This is a genomic window from Halobellus sp., assembly GCF_042218505.1.
In the GTDB taxonomy this organism is placed as follows: domain Archaea; phylum Halobacteriota; class Halobacteria; order Halobacteriales; family Haloferacaceae; genus Haloquadratum.
The window spans coordinates 1-16,290 of record NZ_JBDGQZ010000004.1 but is presented as its reverse complement, the minus strand read 5'-3'; the positions used below and the strand labels follow the sequence as shown (position 1 = coordinate 16,290).

Sequence of the window (16,290 nt, the reverse complement as noted above, 5' to 3'; positions counted from 1 at the left end):
ATCCTCCAATTCAGGAGTTGTCTGTGACCTCGACTGCTCGTCGATATCCATAGGCCCTTATTTGTTCGATTCCGGATGGGTGCTTCGGTCAGGTCATTAGAAAACACACGGCTCTGTGATTCCGGAACTACGGGCAAAGGGCGGTTCAGTTTCACCGTCTAACCACTGTCTTCGACAGACTGCTCAGATAGGTTCCATCCCGTATGCATTGAGAGCAGCAGTCTCAACTATCACTGACAGTGATTCTATGTAGCGCTACGAGGTTTATCTCTCGTGGCGTCGGGCGACCAGCGATGTACCGAAACGGCTCTGAACCCAACCGTGACGACTTAAGTCGCCGCCGGACGAACGACCGAGAGTGACGGAGGAGGTCTCGCCGCCGAAACTCGCGATTCCCGAAGATTGGCGTCTCGTCTCCGAAGAGCGGCGGATGCCGTTCGACGTAGGGGTCGTCTCGGTGAGAGCGACGACACGGATCTACGAGGACGACGCGCTCCGCGAACGCCTCGCTGACGCCACCGGCGCGGCGACCACCTGGCGGTTCGTCTTCGCAAGTCGATTACGAATCCGCCCGGTTACGTCGCCGTCGCGGTCGCTTACGCGACTCATCACCGACCGATCGAACACGCGGTTCCGCGACGTGTTGCGCGAACGTGGCTTCGACGTAATCGAGCGCGCCGACGACCACCGCATTGACGTCGGCGACGCGACGACGGACGCAACGCGATACCGTGCCAGAGTGCGGGTCGAGGATCTCGACATTCCGGTGGAGGGGTACTTTGCAGTCTGGCCGCACGACGGCACGTACCTGCTCGGCGGCGGCGCTTACCCGTTGTCGCTTCCCGATTCGGAGGCGTTCGATCCCGAACGCGGACGGGAAGAACTGTTCTCGATGCTGCAATCGATCCGATGAGGCGATGGTAGCGCGGTCGACGGCAGTGGTGAGCGATCCCGACTGCAGACGGTCCGGTGGGGTTGCTGTCAGACGGGGAGGATGCTAAACGTATCACCAGTGTAAGAATCAGAGACCGTTCGGGGCCGGGGGGACGGTAGACCCGGCGTCGCCACGGTCGCCCTAACGGTCGTTGGACTCGGCGACCGACCGCCACGCGTCGATCCGTTCGTCGGACGCACCGGTGTCGTCGAGAGCCTCGAACCGGCTTTCGAGCGACGCGAGGCGCGTCTCCAACTCGGCAACGCGGTTGGCTCCGGCGTCTGTATTCGGCTTGCTATCGAAATGACTACGCAGTACGAATCGAATATATTCGGATTGACTACGCTCTGAGGCGTCGGCGGCCTCCTCGACTGCCTCGGCGAGATCGTCCGGAAGCCGTACCGTAGTCACTTTCATTACAAACGCATTCGGTCGCCATCAACAAGTAATCACGAGTATTCGGACGTATTCGCCGGTGTCGTGGCACTCCCCAGGATCTGACCCCCTTTCGCCCGTGAGTCCTATAGTAGCGATTGCAACTGATTGCACAGCCGATCGCACGCAGTCGTGCGATCGAGTGAGCGAAGACGTGCAAACGCTATTATAACCTCTGGACCGCCGGCGCGCGTCGCTGCCGCAGCGCATCGTCCACCCGGGCTGACACTTCCTCCTCGCCAGCGTCGCCGAGGCGGTCGGCGCCCTGACCGTCGACGACATCACGCGCGCAACGAAGCTGTACGAGCGCTCGACTGGTATCGTCAGTGCCGTTCGGTTGTCCCGATGGTCGCCACTCCGAGTCGAACTGCTGCATCTGGGCTCTAAGCTATCGTTCAGCAGGTGTTCACTCAGTACGAGTCGGCGGTCGAATGTGGATTCGACTTAGACGAGAGAAGCGCTCAGCAGTGAGAGGCCGACGTTGACCAGGATCTGGAGGACGACGACGGCACCGGAGATGACCCCGGCGGTTCGAGTGGTGAGGTTCTGCGTGGAGGCGATCGCGTGGGTCCACATCCATCCAGCCCAGACGAACATCACCGCGTTCACTCCCTGCGACACTAAACCGAACGTACCGGTAGTGGCCATTTGAGATAGTCTGCGGGCCTGCTGTGGGTCAGAGAAGTTCGTCCCGGAGAGGAGCAGGAACGCGACGACTCCACCGACGAGAGGGACGACGATTCGCGGGGCAAACCCCCACCCGACGAGGGCGAACAGGTCCCGAAACTCCCCATTGCCGCCCGCCAGCACTGCGCCGATAAAGAGCAACGTGACGACGATCACCCACGACACGAACGGACCGATCACAGCGGTGATACTGCCGAACAAGAAGCCGATGGCCGCAAACAGTCCGGCTTCCGCTGGAAGCGCTCGGTTGACTGCGAGAACCGTCGGGATCGATCCGAGGATTCCCGCCACTGCGACGAGTCCGACAACCACCACCGGTGGCCCCAGACTCGGATCATCTGACTCCGTCTCAAAGAACGTTGCTGGCTGCGTCACTGCTCGCTGGAGGGCCGAGAGCATACGGAACATCTATTCCTTCACGATAAAGTAGCCGGCGGTTTCGCAGCTCCACATTTTGATCTGTGATTCGGAAAACCGTACCGTATCGAACAGCGGTCTCCGAACTGAGAGACATTCAACAGAGTCTTGAGACCACTACTGTCAGCGGTTCACGGTCGAATCAGATTTCAACCGGGCGACCCAGTTGGGGATGACATCGTCGGAGACGTCGTAGGAGTAATCCGCGAGAAGCGACGAAGCCCCGACCTTACGGGTGACTGTCCGGCGCCGACAACTGGCCGATTCAGTTGTAATGCGAATAGACGACAGCGAGAGGACCAGCGCCTCTGTACCCCCTCAACACTTCGCGCGGGATTCCCACAGTGTCCGCGTAGTGTCGGATGCGAGCGCGACTCTCCCGGTTGATACGGAGTTCTCGGTGGCGCCGTCTCTCAAGACGTCCGTTGCCCTGCTGTTCTGAACAAACACACAAGTGTCGAGCCGATCAAACATACCGCTATGGCATCATCACTTGCTGATGCGGAATGTGAAGCCTGTACGTCAGAGGACGAACCGCTCACCGAGACGGAGTACGCCGAGTATCTGGCTGAAATCGATGACGACGTCTGGGACGTCGTCGACGGGCATCATCTCGAAGGCGTGTACCCGTTCGAGAATTTCCGCGATGCACTCGAGTTCACCTACGAGATCGGAGAACTCGCGGAACGAGAGTGGCACCACCCGGATATCCAACTCGAGTGGGGCGAGGTTCGAGTCGAGATGTGGACGCACAAAATCGACGGACTACACAAGACCGACTTCGTAATGGCGGCGCGTATGGACCGAATTCACGAAGGGTACGCTCCGGAGTGACCTGCGCCGATTACGGAAAATCGGTCAAAAAGCCTCGCTCTTCAGGGCGGGGATGAATCCAACAACTCCGCCACAACCGCCGGCATTAATCCCCCTGACAGCGTATTATGTGGTGAGTGCAACGGGCAAAAACTGGCGGTTGGATTGGGGTCCGCCCGGACGACGAAGGCCACCACACCGTTCCCGAGAGGGCGTCTCCGAGGCCGTGGCGACACGGCAGGCAAAAAGCGACCCTCGCCCGCTTGTGCCTGCCCACCGTGGCACGAAGGGCAGGCAGGCCGATGGCACGGCCCGTGCCCGGACGCGGGGAAACCTGCGACCGGGGGCATCTCCGCCGTCTCTCCGAGACGAACGGGATGCACGGTGCAAGCGGATACCGCGTCCGAACGGACGCCGAACACGCCACACCCCTCGCGGGGCCGACGTACCGCGCACGAACCCGGTATCGCCTCGCCGGACCCCGTTCGGCAGGCGAGAAGTTGCCAGCGGGGACGCGGGACCGACTCGCTGTCCCACGTTGGAATCCTCGCACCTCAGGGCGGGGAGGATGTCAAAGCGTCATTAACGGCCGCTTCGCGCGAACGTGAGATAGCCCGTGTGGCCGACGCCGGCCGTCGAGGGCCGGGACCCGCGCTCGCCGAAGTCCATCTCGCGCTGGATCGTCTCGTAGGTCTCGACGTCGACTAGCCCCGCCTTGCGGGCGGCTTCGACGGCCTCGCGGCTGTGCTCGACGAACGGCGAGTAGACGGCAATGTGTCCGCCATCGGACAGGAGATCCGGCGCACGGCGCACGACCGCGGGTGCGTCGCCGGTGTCGAGCGTGATCGCGTCGAACGACCCGTCGTTGGCGACGTCGTCGAGATGCTCGGTCAGATCGCCCGTTCGCACGTCGACGCGGTCATCGACGCCGGCTAAGCGCATGTTCTCGCTGGCGACCTCGGCGAACTCGGGATCGATCTCGTAGGAGGTCACGCGGGCCCGCATCCGACCGAGATACGCTGCGAGAACGCCAGTCCCGGTTCCTGCGTCGAGGACGCGGTCGTCGGCCGCGATGCCGGTGTGTCCCACCACGAGACCGATGTCGCGCGGCATCATCGGCGCGCCGGTACGCTCGAAGTGATTGAACAGGTCCGGGCCGCGCAGGCGACGAACGACGAACGGTTCTCCGAGATGCGTCTCCAGGACGTCTCCCGGTTCGACGTCCTCTGGTACGTCCAGGACGCCGAGATCGGTCTGGAGTTCGTCGCCCGGCGCGCGGAGGTACTCGCGGTCCTCGTGGACGAGAAGGTAACTCACTCGAGGTTCGCGATGGCGGCCGCGAGGTCGCCGTCGTTTGCGTCGAGTGCCTCGCGGGCCGCGTCGGTGCTTACGCCCGCCCGCTCTGCGACGAGTTCGACGTCGTCGGCGGGAATGCCCTCGTCCCCGCCCCCCCCGTCGTCGATAGCTTCGGCATCGGCACCGGCGGATTCACCGGCACCGCGCTCGCGGGTCTCGGGTTCGCCGACGACCTGGTACGTCTCCTGTCCCTGGGCATCCATTCGGGTGACCTGCGCGCCGGAGAAGACGAGTTCTTCGTCGGCCGTCTTGATGACGACCTCCTCGGCGTCGAGTTCAGTGACGTCGATGCCCATCTGTTCCATCATTTGCTTCATCTTCCGGGGGTTCATTCCGCCTCCGCCAAACATAGTTGCTCCAATCGAGGGCGGCCGGTAGCAAAAGCGTGGCGAACCCGACCCCGTTCGGGCGTTTGCTGCGGCGCGTCGGGCCGGCCCTCACTCCTCGGGGGTGCGATGGAGCCCGGTCGCCTCCTCGATTTCCATCTCGTACCCGACAATCGACAGTTGCCGCGGGCCTACATTCGCGAGATCCGGCGACCACGCGTTCTCGTCGATCAACGCGCCGATGTCGGACCACTCCTCGGTCGAGAGTTCCGCCAGCGGCCCGAACGCGAGCACGCTTCGCCAGTCGGCCTCCGATTCGATGTCGTACACTGTCAGACAGGCGCGTTCGGTCGCCTCGCTGAACGCGACCTTCTGGCTGTCGACGCGGAATCGCCAGTAGGCGAACACCGCCCGGCCGGACTCGTACCCGAACGAGATGGGAACCGCATAAGCCTCGCTGTCATCGGCCAGCGAGAGGATCCCAGTGCCCTGTTCTGAGAGATATGCGTCGATCTCCGCGTCGGTCATCTTCCCGCCGCGAACCCGACCCGGATCGACTTCGTCTGACATAGTCTCCGCTTCGTCGGCCTCCGTTATGGACTTTGTTCCTTTGGCCGTCACAATACCCAGGGGGCGTCACACAGTTTCAAGGTCGACGGCGCGCTCGTTCTGCTATGTTCGACCCCGACGACCTCGCGCGGATTCGAGACGCAAAGCGCGAGTGGGAAGAAGAAACGCTCGAACCCACCATCGAACGCTTCGGGGAGCGAAAGGAGGCGTTCGCCACAGACACGGGTGGCCCGGAACTGAACCGGATCTACACCCCCGACGACGTCGCTGACCTCGACTACGAGGCGGATCTCGGACTCCCGGGTGCGGACCCGTACACCCGGGGTGTCTACCCCACGATGCACCGAGGGCGGCTCTGGACAATGCGGCAGTACGCCGGGATGGGGACGGCGCGCGAGACGAACGAGCGGTTCCGGTATCTGATCGATCAGGGTTCCTCGGGGCTTTCGATGGCGTTCGACCTCCCGACGCAGAAGGGCTACGACTCCGACGCGGGGATGGCCGCGGGCGAGGTCGGGAAGGCGGGCGTCGCTATCGACAGCCTCCGGGATATGGAGGTCGTCTTCGACGGGATTCCGCTCGGTGAGGTCTCGACGTCGATGACGATCAACGCGCCCGCAGCGGTGCTGCTCGCGATGTACGTCGCGATCGGCGACCAACAGGGCGTGGCCCGGAATAAACTGCGTGGCACTATACAGAATGACATTCTCAAGGAGTACATCGCGCGAAACCTCTATATCTACCCGCCAGAGCCGTCGATGCGGCTCATCACGGACATCTTCGAGTTCTGCGCCGAGGAGGTGCCGAACTTCAACACGATCTCCATCTCGGGATACCACATTCGTGAAGCGGGGTCGACGGCGGCACAGGAGATCGCGTTCACCCTGGGCGACGGCATCGCCTACGTCGAAGCCGCGCTCGATGCCGGCCTCGCGGTCGACGACTTCGCGCCGCAACTGTCGTTCTTTTTCAACGCCCACAACAACGTTCTCGAGGAAGTCGCGAAGTTTCGGGCAGCGAGGCGCCTGTGGGCCGGGATTATGGACGATCGGTTCGACGCAGACGATCCCAAGTCGAAGCAGTTGAAGTTTCACGCACAGACCGGCGGCTCGACGCTGACGGCCCAGCAGGTCGAGAACAACGTGGTTCGGGTGGCTTACCAGGCGATGGCTGCCGTCCTCGGTGGGGCACAGAGCCTCCACACCAACGGCAAAGAGGAGGCGCTGTCGCTGCCGACAGAGCAGTCAGTTCGCACCGCGCTGCGGACGCAGCAGATCCTCGCGCACGAGTCTGGCGTCGCAGACACCATCGACCCGCTCGGTGGGAGTTACGCGGTCGAGTCGCTCACCGACGAGGTCGAGGCCGAGGCCCAGGACCTGCTCGAGGAGATCGACGACCGCGGCGGGATGCGACCGGCCGTCGAATCCGGCTGGGTCAAGCGCCAGATCCAGGACGTCGCCTTCGAGCGTCAGCGTGAGATCGAAGCGGGCGACCGGGTCGTCGTCGGCGTCAACGAGTACGAGGTCGACGAGGACCCCGATGTGGACATCGAGGAGGTGGATCCCGAAGACGAACAGCGACAGAAAGAGCGGCTCCAAGCGGTGAAAGACGAGCGCGACGACGAGGCCGTCGAGGCGACGCTCTCGGCCGTTCGGACGGCCGCCGCAAGCGAGGAGAACCTTCTCCCGCCGATCGTAGATGCGGTGAAGGCGTATGCGACGGTTGGCGAAATCTCCAACGTTCTCCGCGAGGAGTTCGGCGAGTACCGCCCCGCGGTCTGAGCGCTCGCCCCAATGGCCTGCGGTCCCGCGCGGGCGACCCGACGATTTAATTCCCCAGTCGCGCCAGGGACCAGGTATGTCGTTCTCCTTCGACCACCTCGGCGTCGCAACCGAGGACGGGGCGGGTCTCGCTTCGACGTTCGAGACCCTCTTCGACGCGCCACTCGTCCACGAAGAGCGCTTCGGGGGGATGACCGTCCGATTTCTCGAACTCGACGCGGGCTACTTCGAGATCCTCGAACCGCAGGAGGCGGGGACCATCTCGGAGTTCCTCTCGCGACACGGCCCGGGCATTCACCACGTCGCGCTCCGAACCGACGACCTCGTCGCCGCTCTCGACCGCGCCCGCGACGCTGGCGTCGCGCTCGTGGACGAGGAGCCACGTCCCGGCGCGTGGGGCCACGACGTGGCGTTCATTCACCCGAAATCGACCGGCGGCGTCCTCATCGAGTACGTCGAGGCTGCGGCGGCCGCATCAGAGCAGTGATGTCTCCGGGTCAGTACAGTTTAGGCCGCCGCCCACGCAGTACCGCTAGAATGCGCGATTGGCTCTCTCACCGTGCCCGGATCGAGCCGTCCGGCGAGGCGCTCGTCGTCGCCCGCACCGGCGACGTGTTCAGCTTCGACGATCTCGACACCCTCGTCGAAGATCTCGCCGGCCGTCTCGACGCGGCGGGAATCGGCGCGCGGACTCACCTTGGTGCGGTTCTCAACACCCGCATCGAGTACGTCTGTCTGGTCCACGCAGCGATGCGGGTCGGTGCGAGGCTGGTCCCGATGGGCGACGGACTCACGTCGCGTGAACTCGCCGGGCAGTTCGACACGGCCGACGTGACTGCTGTCGTCTGCAGCGCGCCGACCGAGTCGGCGGTCGTCGACGCTGTGGAGCGCCTCGACGCAGTCGAGCGTTTCACGCTGCTGAGCGTCGACGACCCGAGCACGTCGGAGGTCGATGCGCTCTCGGAGACGGACCCCACCCCGGTGTCACCGGCGGACTGGGCGCTCCACGACACGTCGCTCGTGCTGTTCACCTCCGGGACGACCGGCGACCCGAAAGCCGTCCAGTTGACGATGCAGAACCTTCTCGCCAGCGCCGTCGCGTCCGCGTTCCGACTCGGGGTCGACCCCGACGATCGGTGGCTGGCGACGCTCTCGCTGCACCATATGGGGGGCATCGCGCCGGTTCTGCGGTTGCCGCTGTACGGCACGACGGTCGTCCTCCGGAATTCGTTCGAGGCCGGACCGACTGTCGACGATATCGATCGCTACAACGTCACTGCGGTTTCGCTCGTGCCGACGATGCTCCGGCGGATGCTCGAGCGCCGGGGAACGCTTTCGGGGTCGCTCCGAATCGTTCTGCTCGGCGGCGCGCCCGCCTCCACGGGGCTGATCGAACGGTGTCGGGACTACTCGGTGCCAGTGCACCCCACCTACGGGATGACCGAGACGGCGTCACAGATCGCCACCGCTCGCCCGCCCGAGGCGTTCGAATCGCCAAAGTCGGTGGGTCGCCCCCTGTTTTTCACCGAAGTGACAATTGTCGACGACGACGGCGACCCGCTGCCACCGGGTGAATCCGGGGAAATCGTCGTCGAGGCGCCGACTGTCACACCGGGCTACTACGGCGACGCGGACGCTACGACCGAGGCATTTGGACCGCACGGCTTTCACACCGGCGACGTCGGCGTCTGTGCGGAAGACGGTTCGCTCACGGTACTGAACCGTCTCGACGATCGGATCGTCACCGGCGGCGAAAACGTCGATCCCGGCGAAGTCGTCGAGATTCTTCGCGCCCACCCGTCGGTCCAGGAGGCGGCAGTCGTCGGTATTCCCGACGCCGAGTGGGGCGAACGCGTCTCCGCGTTGGTGGTTCCAGCGGACGCTCAGCAGGGTGACGCCGACGCCGTCGAGGTCGATCCCAGTGACGCACTCGACCGAGACGACCTGCTCGCGTTCGCCCGTGAACGCCTAGCGGGATTCAAACTCCCGAAGACAGTCGCCATCGCGGAGTCACTCCCCCGGACGGTCTCGGGAACGGTTGATCGAGAAGCTGTCCGGCAGCAGTTCTCGAGTCCGACTGCGTGGACCGACGACGATGCGACCGCCAGGGGCGTCGAGACCGACCCAAACGAGTACAACAGGTCCGGCGCTGAAGCGGATCGTCGCTCGGAATCCGCGACGGCTGAAGAGACCGGATCGGCCGCTGGTGCCGAGGCGATCGCCAACCACGAAGCGACGGAGAAGCGATCGGAGCCGGAAGATAGCGGCCGTGACGACGACGAACCGCGCGGATAAACGAACAACCCGATTGGAGTTTCGTCCAGTTCTGGGGGTTATTTATTTTTGCGGACCCATCAGTGGCTATGGATCTTCTCGACGAATCGGTCGTTCCCGAGCACGCTCGCGAGCTGAAGCAGGACGCACGAACGTTCGCCGACGAACACATCCGTCCCAACGCCGAGGAGTACTTCCGATCGGGGGAGTACCCCTGGGACGTCCTCGAAGCGGGAATGGACGCCGGACTGGTCGCCCAGGACATCAGCGAGGAGTACGGCGGCCGCGGACTCGACCTCGAACAGGTACTTGCGATCAACGAGGAGTTCTACGCCGCCGACGCGGGGATTGCGCTGACGCTGATGCTCGCCTCCTTCGGTTGTGAGATCATCGAAACGTACGGGTCGGAAGCACAGAAGGACGAGTACCTCCGCCCGGTCGCGGCCACCGACCAACTCTCTGGACTCGCGGTGTCGGAACCCCAGACGGGGTCGGATATGGCCGGGATGACCACCACGGCCGAGCGGACCGACGACGGGTGGGCTCTCAACGGCGAAAAATACTGGGTCGGTAACGCCGTAGAGGCCGACTGGCTCACCGTCTACGCGAAGACCGGCGATGGCGACGACCGATACGGCAACTACTCGATGTTCATCGTCGAGACGGATACCCCGGGCTACGAGGCCCAGCACATCCCCGAAAAAATCGGGATGCGCGCCTCAAAGCAAGGGCACATCGTCTTCGACGACTGCGAGATTCCCGAGGAGAATCTCGTGGGGACCGAAGGCGGCGGATTCTACGTCCTCGCGGACTTCTTCAACCACGGCCGGGTGGTCGTCGGAGGCCACGGAATCGGTCTCGCGGCCCGCGCCATCGAGGAGACCTGGAAGTTCGTCCACGACCGGGAGGCGTTCGATCGCGATATCGCCGAGTTCCAGTCGACGCAGCACATCCTCGCCGATATGCGTATGGAGTTCGAGGCGGCGCGGACGCTGAACTGGCGCGCCGCCCGGAAAGTCAAAGACGGCGAAGACGCCGGATTCTGGGCCGCCGCGACGAAGACCAAATCCACGGAGACCGCGGTCGACTGTTCGGAGCGCGGGATGCAACTCCACGGCGGACGGTCGGTGCTCGAGGAATATCCCATCTCGCGCGTGTACCGCGACGCCCGTATCCCGGTGATCTACGAGGGCGCGAACGAGATTCAACGCAATCTCATCTACCGACAGGGCGAGATCTGATCGGAGCCCTAATTCTGTAGGGTGCGGTGTCAATATTGTGGCAGCCATTGGTTTCGGTACAGAGCGACGATGTCCAAGAGCCAGCCTACTGTCACCGAACTGACCGAGTACTGTGAGACCTGCGACACCCGAACCCCCCACGAAGTTTCGATCGAACTCAAAACTGAGAGTAAAAAAGAGACTAACCGGGCGTTCTCTCGCGAGCCCTACCGCGTAACGATGTGTCATACCTGCGGCGACGAACGAAGCCAGCGGATGAACGACGCCTGAACGAGGTCTACACGAGGCTCAGTCGTCCACGGCCGCGTTGCCCGCGCGCCGCTCGTCTGTTCGTCTGTCCTCTTCGGTCTCCGCAAAGAACGATTCGATGAGTTTCCGCTCGCCGGCACGTAAGTGTTCGTGGAACGTCGGCGCGGCAATCCCGAGCGACTCTGCGACTTCTTCGGCGGTGCTGCCCCGCGGCCACTCGAAATACCCCGACGCCAGCGCTGTCTGCATCACGTCGCGCTGCCGATCAGTCAGTTTTTCCTCCAGTTGTCGCCGGAACGAGGCGGGCGACTGCACCGCCGACTCCACCTCCCGCTTCGCCTCCACTGTGGTCCCCGGGAACTCGGATTCGATTGCATCCCGGAGGGCCCGGAGATCCGACTGCGGTGGGACGCCGACGACGAACTCGCCCTCGCCGCGTGTCGCGGTGAACGATTCCAGCGTCGCTCCCAGGGCCGCAACTGTCACCAGAACCGATGCACCGGTCAACCGGAACTCGAAGAGCGCCTCGTCAGACTCCTCGGAGACTGTCCGGGCTTCGACCACCGCGTCGAGCGGCGCGATTGCCCCGACGACCACCGCCGGGTCAACGTCTTCGATGGCGACGTACACAGAAACAACTCCCTCGTTGGTGGGGGTGATCCCCTCGATGCGAACGGTGGTATCGAACTCCAGGGAGAGATCGATCACGAGGTCGCGGGTGTCGGTGTGTCCGAAGACCAGTTCGACTGCGGTGTCGCCGTACAGTAACTGCTTCGACTCCGCGGCGTTGATGCCGTTGCCCACCGTCTCACCAATCTCGGCGAGCATCGACTGTTCCTTCGCAGAGACGTCCCCGCGAACGTAGATCACGAGCGCGCCGTAGGTCGTCTCCCGGTAGACGATCGGGACTGCGACGACGCTGTGACTCCCCTCGACCGACGCGGAGGCCGCAAGCGCGCGTCTCACGTGCGCCTCCGACACCGACGCGGCGACGACGGCCCGCGACTCGATTGTCTCGCGGACGACAGTGATAGGTTCTGTACTCGCACCCGAGCTCCCATCGGCGTCCGTGGTCTCCTCATCCCCGCCGGCAAGCGGGTCGCCGATCGAGTCAGCCGCGGCTTGGCACTCGACGGTATCGATCGCCTCGTCGTACCGGGCGACCCAGGCACCGACGTACGGTGACGCTTCAAAGGAGTCACAGACCGTCTGGGCGATGTCCTCACGGGTGGTCGCATCGACCAGCGCCTGATCGATCTGCCGGAGGAAACCGTTAATGCGGTTCGCCCGCTCCAGTTGGCGTTCGCGCTCGCGAATCGCTGACTCCTGTTCGGCTCTGAGTTCCTGCACTCTGGTGGTCAGATCATCGAGGGCATCCGGATCGCCGAGGGTGTTGGCGTCGCGGGATTCGAGAACGGCCTCAGTGGATTCGAGCGCGAAGTACTCGCGCACTCGTGCGTCGAACTCCGCGCGGACGAGGAGTTCCTCGACGGTCCCTCGAAGATCCGCCTCGTCGACCGGCTTGACGAGGTACTCGTCGAACGGCATCTCGACGATGTCGGTGTCGGGTTCGACCGCGGTCATCATCGCGATCCGACAGTCGTAGCCCCGTTCGTCGATCGCTTCGAGGACCTCGTCACCCGAGCGGTCCGGCATCCGACGGTCCAGAAGGACGACGTCTACGGTGTCGTCGATTCGGTCGAGCGCCTCCCGTCCGCCGTACGCGACGCGGACGTCGAAATCGTCGCGGAGCCAGTACTCACAGGTGTCAGCGAGGTCCTTGTCGTCGTCGACGACGAGAACGACTGGCTCTCTCTCGCCGTCTCCCTCTCGAACGCCCGAGCGGTCCGCTGGCGTGACCGGGCGCTCCACCTCGAATGTCCCGCCCGTGTTCTCGTCGTCGGTTACGGGACGCTCGGTTGGCATCGTATCTCCCGGAAGAAGCGAGTCCACGGATAAATAACTGCCCCTCGGCGGGCGCGAGAAGTGATCCCTAACAGCGTAGGGTTCTGTGTTAGGTATTATCCACCCCTTCAGTAAAGTGGATATGCACGACCGAACTGTCACCGAGGTGGGCGCCGATGCCTGAATGTCAGAACTGCGGTTCCTTCGTTTCGCGGGACTACGTCCGCGTCTTCGCGCCCGAAGGACTGAGCGATGCCCGCGTCTGCCCGCGCTGCGAGGACGCAATCCGCGAGGGGGCCGAGGTCCGCGAGGCCCGGTCCCGCCGCGTTTCGTCGTCGCCCTGACGCCAGACGTCACACAGTTCTCCCACACGGTTTTCGCGCTGACTCGCGCCCCCGGCCGTGGAGGCGGTCGGGCCGCGCGACCGGCAGACGAACGCGGCCACTCCCCCGTACGCCGTTTTTTGAACGCGTCGAGCGCGTATATCGATCCGATCACCCGGACGCCGGTATCGAACGTCCGTGCCGTCCGCGTACAGGAGCGCAGCAGCGAACCGGCGGTGAACTGCCTCGGAGTCAAGTGGTTCGAGACGCGGAGCGTCTCGTCATCACGGAAGACTTTGTTTTCCGTACAACCCCGAGGCCTCCCGTGGGTCAGTCGGACACTCCCATCCGACCATCGGCCAGATGGCCTCGAGCGGTCGGGCGGGTCACGATCGGGGCGTCCACAGCCCCCGATGCCTGCTGTCGCACCTTCCGAACAACGGGAAGGCTGTTGAGAGCAGGCACATTCCAGTTCTGATGCTTCTCGATGCTTTTCACAACGATATTGACGCTTGCACCACGGTCACTGTGGTCTCGATACTCACAGGACTCACAGTTGAACCGCTTCTTGTGACGGTTAGCACACTCTGTGTCCACACATCTGACACCGTTGGCTCGTGTACGCAGGGTCAATCCACGCAGTCGGGATGCCCTCGAATGACGATTTATAAGACGTATAGAACTGAAGGGCACAGAACGGGAGATGGTGCAAGCGTCGGTTCATCCGCGTGCCGTAATCAATACTGTCGCGCATCTCTTTGAGTTCCTCAAAGACAATGCACGGTTTCTCGAACTGACGGCTCCACTCCACTATGTGACGAGACATCTTGTGGAGTCGGTCGCAGACAAATCGTTTTTCGCGCCCTTCGAGCGTGTCGTGATACTATTTTTCGCCGCGTTCTGGACGCGCTTTCGCATCGTGACGTAGCGATGACGCTCGAACTCGATTTCGGGGAAATTAATAACCAACGTGCCTTCGTCACCGTTCTCAGAGAGTGCGGTGAGAGCCACGTTGTCCTCGTTCCCGTCCACACCCACAACAGCCCGTGAGTCGTGCTTGTCTCGAACGATCTGCTTGGTGTCGGTGATGTTGACGTGCAACTCGGCGTCTCGTTGTGGAACAGGGCTTCCGCCGTCCCAATCTTCCACTCGTCGCTTTCGAGTGCTGTCTTGAGAATGTCGAGATGGGCGTCACTTCCTTCGAGGATGCCGTTGACGTGGTTGTACGGTTTCGCGCTGATGCGAAACGCCACGTCGCCGTCGTCGGTGAGAGACAGGTTGTATCCTTCCACGTAGTTCGCACGAAGCGGGTACGCGCCATCCTTGGTGTGACTCGGGAGTCCGAAGTCGTCGTACTCATAGTAGTTCTCCATCGCGCCGAGTGCTTTGGCAACAACGCGCTGAGTCGTGTTTTTTACGAGGGTGGCGTCGTCGGCCACGCGGTCAGGAATCACGTCCCAGTCCACGCCTTCTTTGGCGAGACGAATGGTTTCGTTGCACACCGAGCGGGCTTCGAGCGTGGCGTCGTACAACAGACCCTCGTTGACACTCTGCATATCGAGTTGGAAATCCAGCGTCTTGACGAGAGCCTGTGAGTCAGTCATTCTTCGTTCTGTTCGGTGGGTTCTGAGATTCGGACGACCTTCACGTCGGCCCCACGCCAGCGTTTGGGGACGGTGACGTGGGCGCTGTTCCCGAACGGTCTGATCTCGCCGTCAAGAACTTCCTCGCCGTCGATTTCAAACCGATTCGCCATACCTGCGTATATCCTCTGGATATACTTAGCGTGTTGATGAAGTGGGTTCGATATGGGTGAGAAGCGGTCGAATCACACGGTTCACAACGTCAACTACCACCTCGTGTAGTGTCCGAAGTACCGACACGCGATTCTTGAACCCATCGAAGATTCGCTGGAAGCGAGTTTCCGCGACGTGTGCGACGAGTACGATTACGATATCAGTTGTTGGTAATACGATTTCTTTATTCAGTCTGCACCTCGAATATTTGTCGGGCGATTCATCGTCGTTCATAGATTCACTCACGAGCGTAATCAGTCCTTTCCCTCTGATTCCTGATACTGTTCGCCGAGGGGCTTCAGCCGCAGTTCTCCGAAGCCGTATCGGGAGTGAGACCCGACCCGCTGGAGGCCGTTCTTCGCGGTCTCCACCGGGCGGTCGCCGAGGTACTTCACGACCTGGCCGTGATCGACCGTCTCCAGCCGGAACACCTCGCATTGCTCCAGTATCTTCTCCTCGCGGAGCCGGAGATCGTCGCGGTTCTCGGCCCACCACCACGGGATAGTGCGGTCGTTCGCTTCTGGATACTCCGACGCCAGGACGAACGGCGTCACGAGTTCGATCAGGGACGTCTCCGCGCCTTCGAGCCGCGAGTAGTCCAGTTCGTCGAGGTCAACCATCTGGGTGTCCTTCAGCTCGACCTTGCCGTAGCCGTAGTTCCGTTTGCCACCGAACTGGAGGCCCTCCAGCACATCCTCGCCGAGCGGGAGTACCGCCGGGTCATCAGCGTGGAGGTAGGCGTGGACGTACCACTTCGTCGTCTGCTGTTGCTTCCGCTGGTCTTCCCGGCGGCCTATGATGGTTTCGTGAGCGAGCGCCGGGTGGCCGCCCTGGACGCGGAGATCGTGCGTGTTCGGCGCGTCCCGGGCGCGAGTATCCAGCAGCCACGGATGCATCGCCTCCCGCTGGAGGATGAGGTCGTCGTGCGCCTCGACGTCGGGCAGGCCGCTCCCGAGGTACGGGCAAATGCCCGACTGCGTGTGTTCCTCGGGGAACGTCCCGAACTGGCCGGGCACGAAGACGCCGTGACTGGCCGACACCGCCGCGTGCGTCTCGGGACCGAGGTGCTGGCTGAGGGCGTGTAGGATGGCGTTCCCCGAGACGTAGTACGGGTGACCGATGTAGTCCATCCGCAGCTCCCACAGGACTTGCTGAATCGCCGTCATCGGTCGGGCCTCCATTC

16 protein-coding genes and 2 pseudogenes are annotated in these 16,290 nt (G+C 63.1%); 9 read left to right on the top strand and 9 right to left on the bottom strand.

Annotated features, from left to right (window positions below):
• The first annotated feature begins 358 nt into the window (after positions 1–358).
• A complete protein-coding gene (locus tag ABEI27_RS00895) occupies positions 359–913 on the top strand; it encodes a hypothetical protein (RefSeq protein WP_375797534.1) in 555 nt (184 codons plus the stop codon).
• Positions 914–1,075: 162 nt separating this feature from the next.
• Here the strand turns inward: ABEI27_RS00895 and ABEI27_RS00890 are convergent, their stop codons facing one another.
• Positions 1,076–1,351, bottom strand: a complete 276-nt coding sequence (locus ABEI27_RS00890) for a ribbon-helix-helix protein, CopG family (RefSeq protein WP_375797533.1) — start codon at positions 1,349–1,351, stop codon at positions 1,076–1,078.
• A gap of 462 nt (positions 1,352–1,813) precedes the next feature.
• Entirely contained in the window at positions 1,814–2,455 is a 642-nt protein-coding gene (locus ABEI27_RS00885) for a Yip1 family protein (protein ID WP_375797532.1), read from the bottom strand.
• A gap of 498 nt (positions 2,456–2,953) precedes the next feature.
• Here ABEI27_RS00885 and ABEI27_RS00880 point away from each other — a divergent pair, with 498 nt between their 5' ends.
• On the top strand, positions 2,954–3,307 hold the full coding sequence (locus ABEI27_RS00880; RefSeq protein WP_375797531.1) for a 4a-hydroxytetrahydrobiopterin dehydratase: 354 nt from the start codon (positions 2,954–2,956) through the stop codon (positions 3,305–3,307).
• Positions 3,308–3,868: 561 nt separating this feature from the next.
• Here ABEI27_RS00880 and ABEI27_RS00875 read toward each other — a convergent pair.
• From ABEI27_RS00875 to ABEI27_RS00865, 3 genes are all read right to left on the bottom strand, one after another.
• Complete coding sequence (locus tag ABEI27_RS00875; RefSeq protein WP_375797530.1) at positions 3,869–4,603, bottom strand: methyltransferase domain-containing protein; 735 nt, start codon at positions 4,601–4,603, stop codon at positions 3,869–3,871.
• The gene (locus ABEI27_RS00870) at positions 4,600–4,992 is read right to left on the bottom strand and encodes a nascent polypeptide-associated complex protein (RefSeq protein ID WP_375797529.1); all 393 of its coding nucleotides are present in this window, start codon (positions 4,990–4,992) and stop codon (positions 4,600–4,602) included. Before ABEI27_RS00870 ends, ABEI27_RS00875 begins: the two co-directional genes overlap by 4 nt.
• Positions 4,993–5,079: 87 nt before the next feature.
• Positions 5,080–5,538 carry a pyridoxamine 5'-phosphate oxidase family protein gene (locus ABEI27_RS00865; RefSeq protein WP_375797528.1) on the bottom strand — a complete coding sequence of 153 codons (459 nt, stop codon included), beginning with the start codon at positions 5,536–5,538 and terminating at the stop codon, positions 5,080–5,082.
• A 104-nt stretch (positions 5,539–5,642) separates the two neighbouring features.
• Here ABEI27_RS00865 and ABEI27_RS00860 point away from each other — a divergent pair, with 104 nt between their 5' ends.
• From ABEI27_RS00860 to ABEI27_RS00840, 5 genes are all read left to right on the top strand, one after another.
• Entirely contained in the window at positions 5,643–7,319 is a 1,677-nt protein-coding gene (locus ABEI27_RS00860) for a methylmalonyl-CoA mutase (protein WP_375797527.1), read from the top strand.
• A 76-nt stretch (positions 7,320–7,395) separates the two neighbouring features.
• Complete coding sequence (gene mce, locus ABEI27_RS00855) at positions 7,396–7,806, top strand: methylmalonyl-CoA epimerase (protein WP_375797526.1); 411 nt, start codon at positions 7,396–7,398, stop codon at positions 7,804–7,806.
• A 50-nt stretch (positions 7,807–7,856) separates the two neighbouring features.
• Complete coding sequence (locus tag ABEI27_RS00850) at positions 7,857–9,614, top strand: class I adenylate-forming enzyme family protein (protein ID WP_375797525.1); 1,758 nt, start codon at positions 7,857–7,859, stop codon at positions 9,612–9,614.
• Positions 9,615–9,682: 68 nt separating this feature from the next.
• Positions 9,683–10,834 carry an acyl-CoA dehydrogenase family protein gene (locus ABEI27_RS00845; protein ID WP_375797524.1) on the top strand — a complete coding sequence of 384 codons (1,152 nt, stop codon included), beginning with the start codon at positions 9,683–9,685 and terminating at the stop codon, positions 10,832–10,834.
• A gap of 69 nt (positions 10,835–10,903) precedes the next feature.
• Positions 10,904–11,104, top strand: a complete 201-nt coding sequence (locus ABEI27_RS00840) for a hypothetical protein (protein WP_375797523.1) — start codon at positions 10,904–10,906, stop codon at positions 11,102–11,104.
• Positions 11,105–11,122: 18 nt separating this feature from the next.
• On the opposite strand, the gene ABEI27_RS00835 is transcribed toward ABEI27_RS00840, so the two are convergent.
• A complete protein-coding gene (locus tag ABEI27_RS00835; RefSeq protein WP_375797522.1) occupies positions 11,123–13,009 on the bottom strand; it encodes a bacterio-opsin activator domain-containing protein in 1,887 nt (628 codons plus the stop codon).
• 155 nt (positions 13,010–13,164) lie between these two features.
• On the opposite strand from ABEI27_RS00835, the gene ABEI27_RS00830 reads away from it, so the two are divergent.
• Positions 13,165–13,332, top strand: a complete 168-nt coding sequence (locus tag ABEI27_RS00830; RefSeq protein WP_375797521.1) for a hypothetical protein — start codon at positions 13,165–13,167, stop codon at positions 13,330–13,332.
• Between the two features lie 309 nt (positions 13,333–13,641).
• Here the strand turns inward: ABEI27_RS00830 and ABEI27_RS00825 are convergent.
• Both ABEI27_RS00825 and ABEI27_RS00820 read right to left on the bottom strand, forming a co-directional pair.
• Positions 13,642–14,915, bottom strand: a pseudogene (locus ABEI27_RS00825) (RNA-guided endonuclease TnpB family protein).
• Positions 14,912–15,067, bottom strand: coding sequence for a DUF2080 family transposase-associated protein (locus tag ABEI27_RS00820; RefSeq protein WP_375797520.1), 156 nt, complete (start codon positions 15,065–15,067; stop codon positions 14,912–14,914). Before ABEI27_RS00820 ends, ABEI27_RS00825 begins: the two are co-directional and overlap by 4 nt.
• Positions 15,068–15,119: 52 nt before the next feature.
• On the opposite strand from ABEI27_RS00820, the pseudogene ABEI27_RS00815 reads away from it, so the two are divergent.
• Positions 15,120–15,269, top strand: a pseudogene (locus tag ABEI27_RS00815) (transposase); the annotation flags it as partial.
• A gap of 92 nt (positions 15,270–15,361) precedes the next feature.
• On the opposite strand, the gene ABEI27_RS00810 reads toward ABEI27_RS00815, so the two are convergent.
• Positions 15,362–16,288, bottom strand: a complete 927-nt coding sequence (locus tag ABEI27_RS00810; protein WP_375797519.1) for a hypothetical protein — start codon at positions 16,286–16,288, stop codon at positions 15,362–15,364.
• Positions 16,289–16,290: the final 2 nt, after the last annotated feature.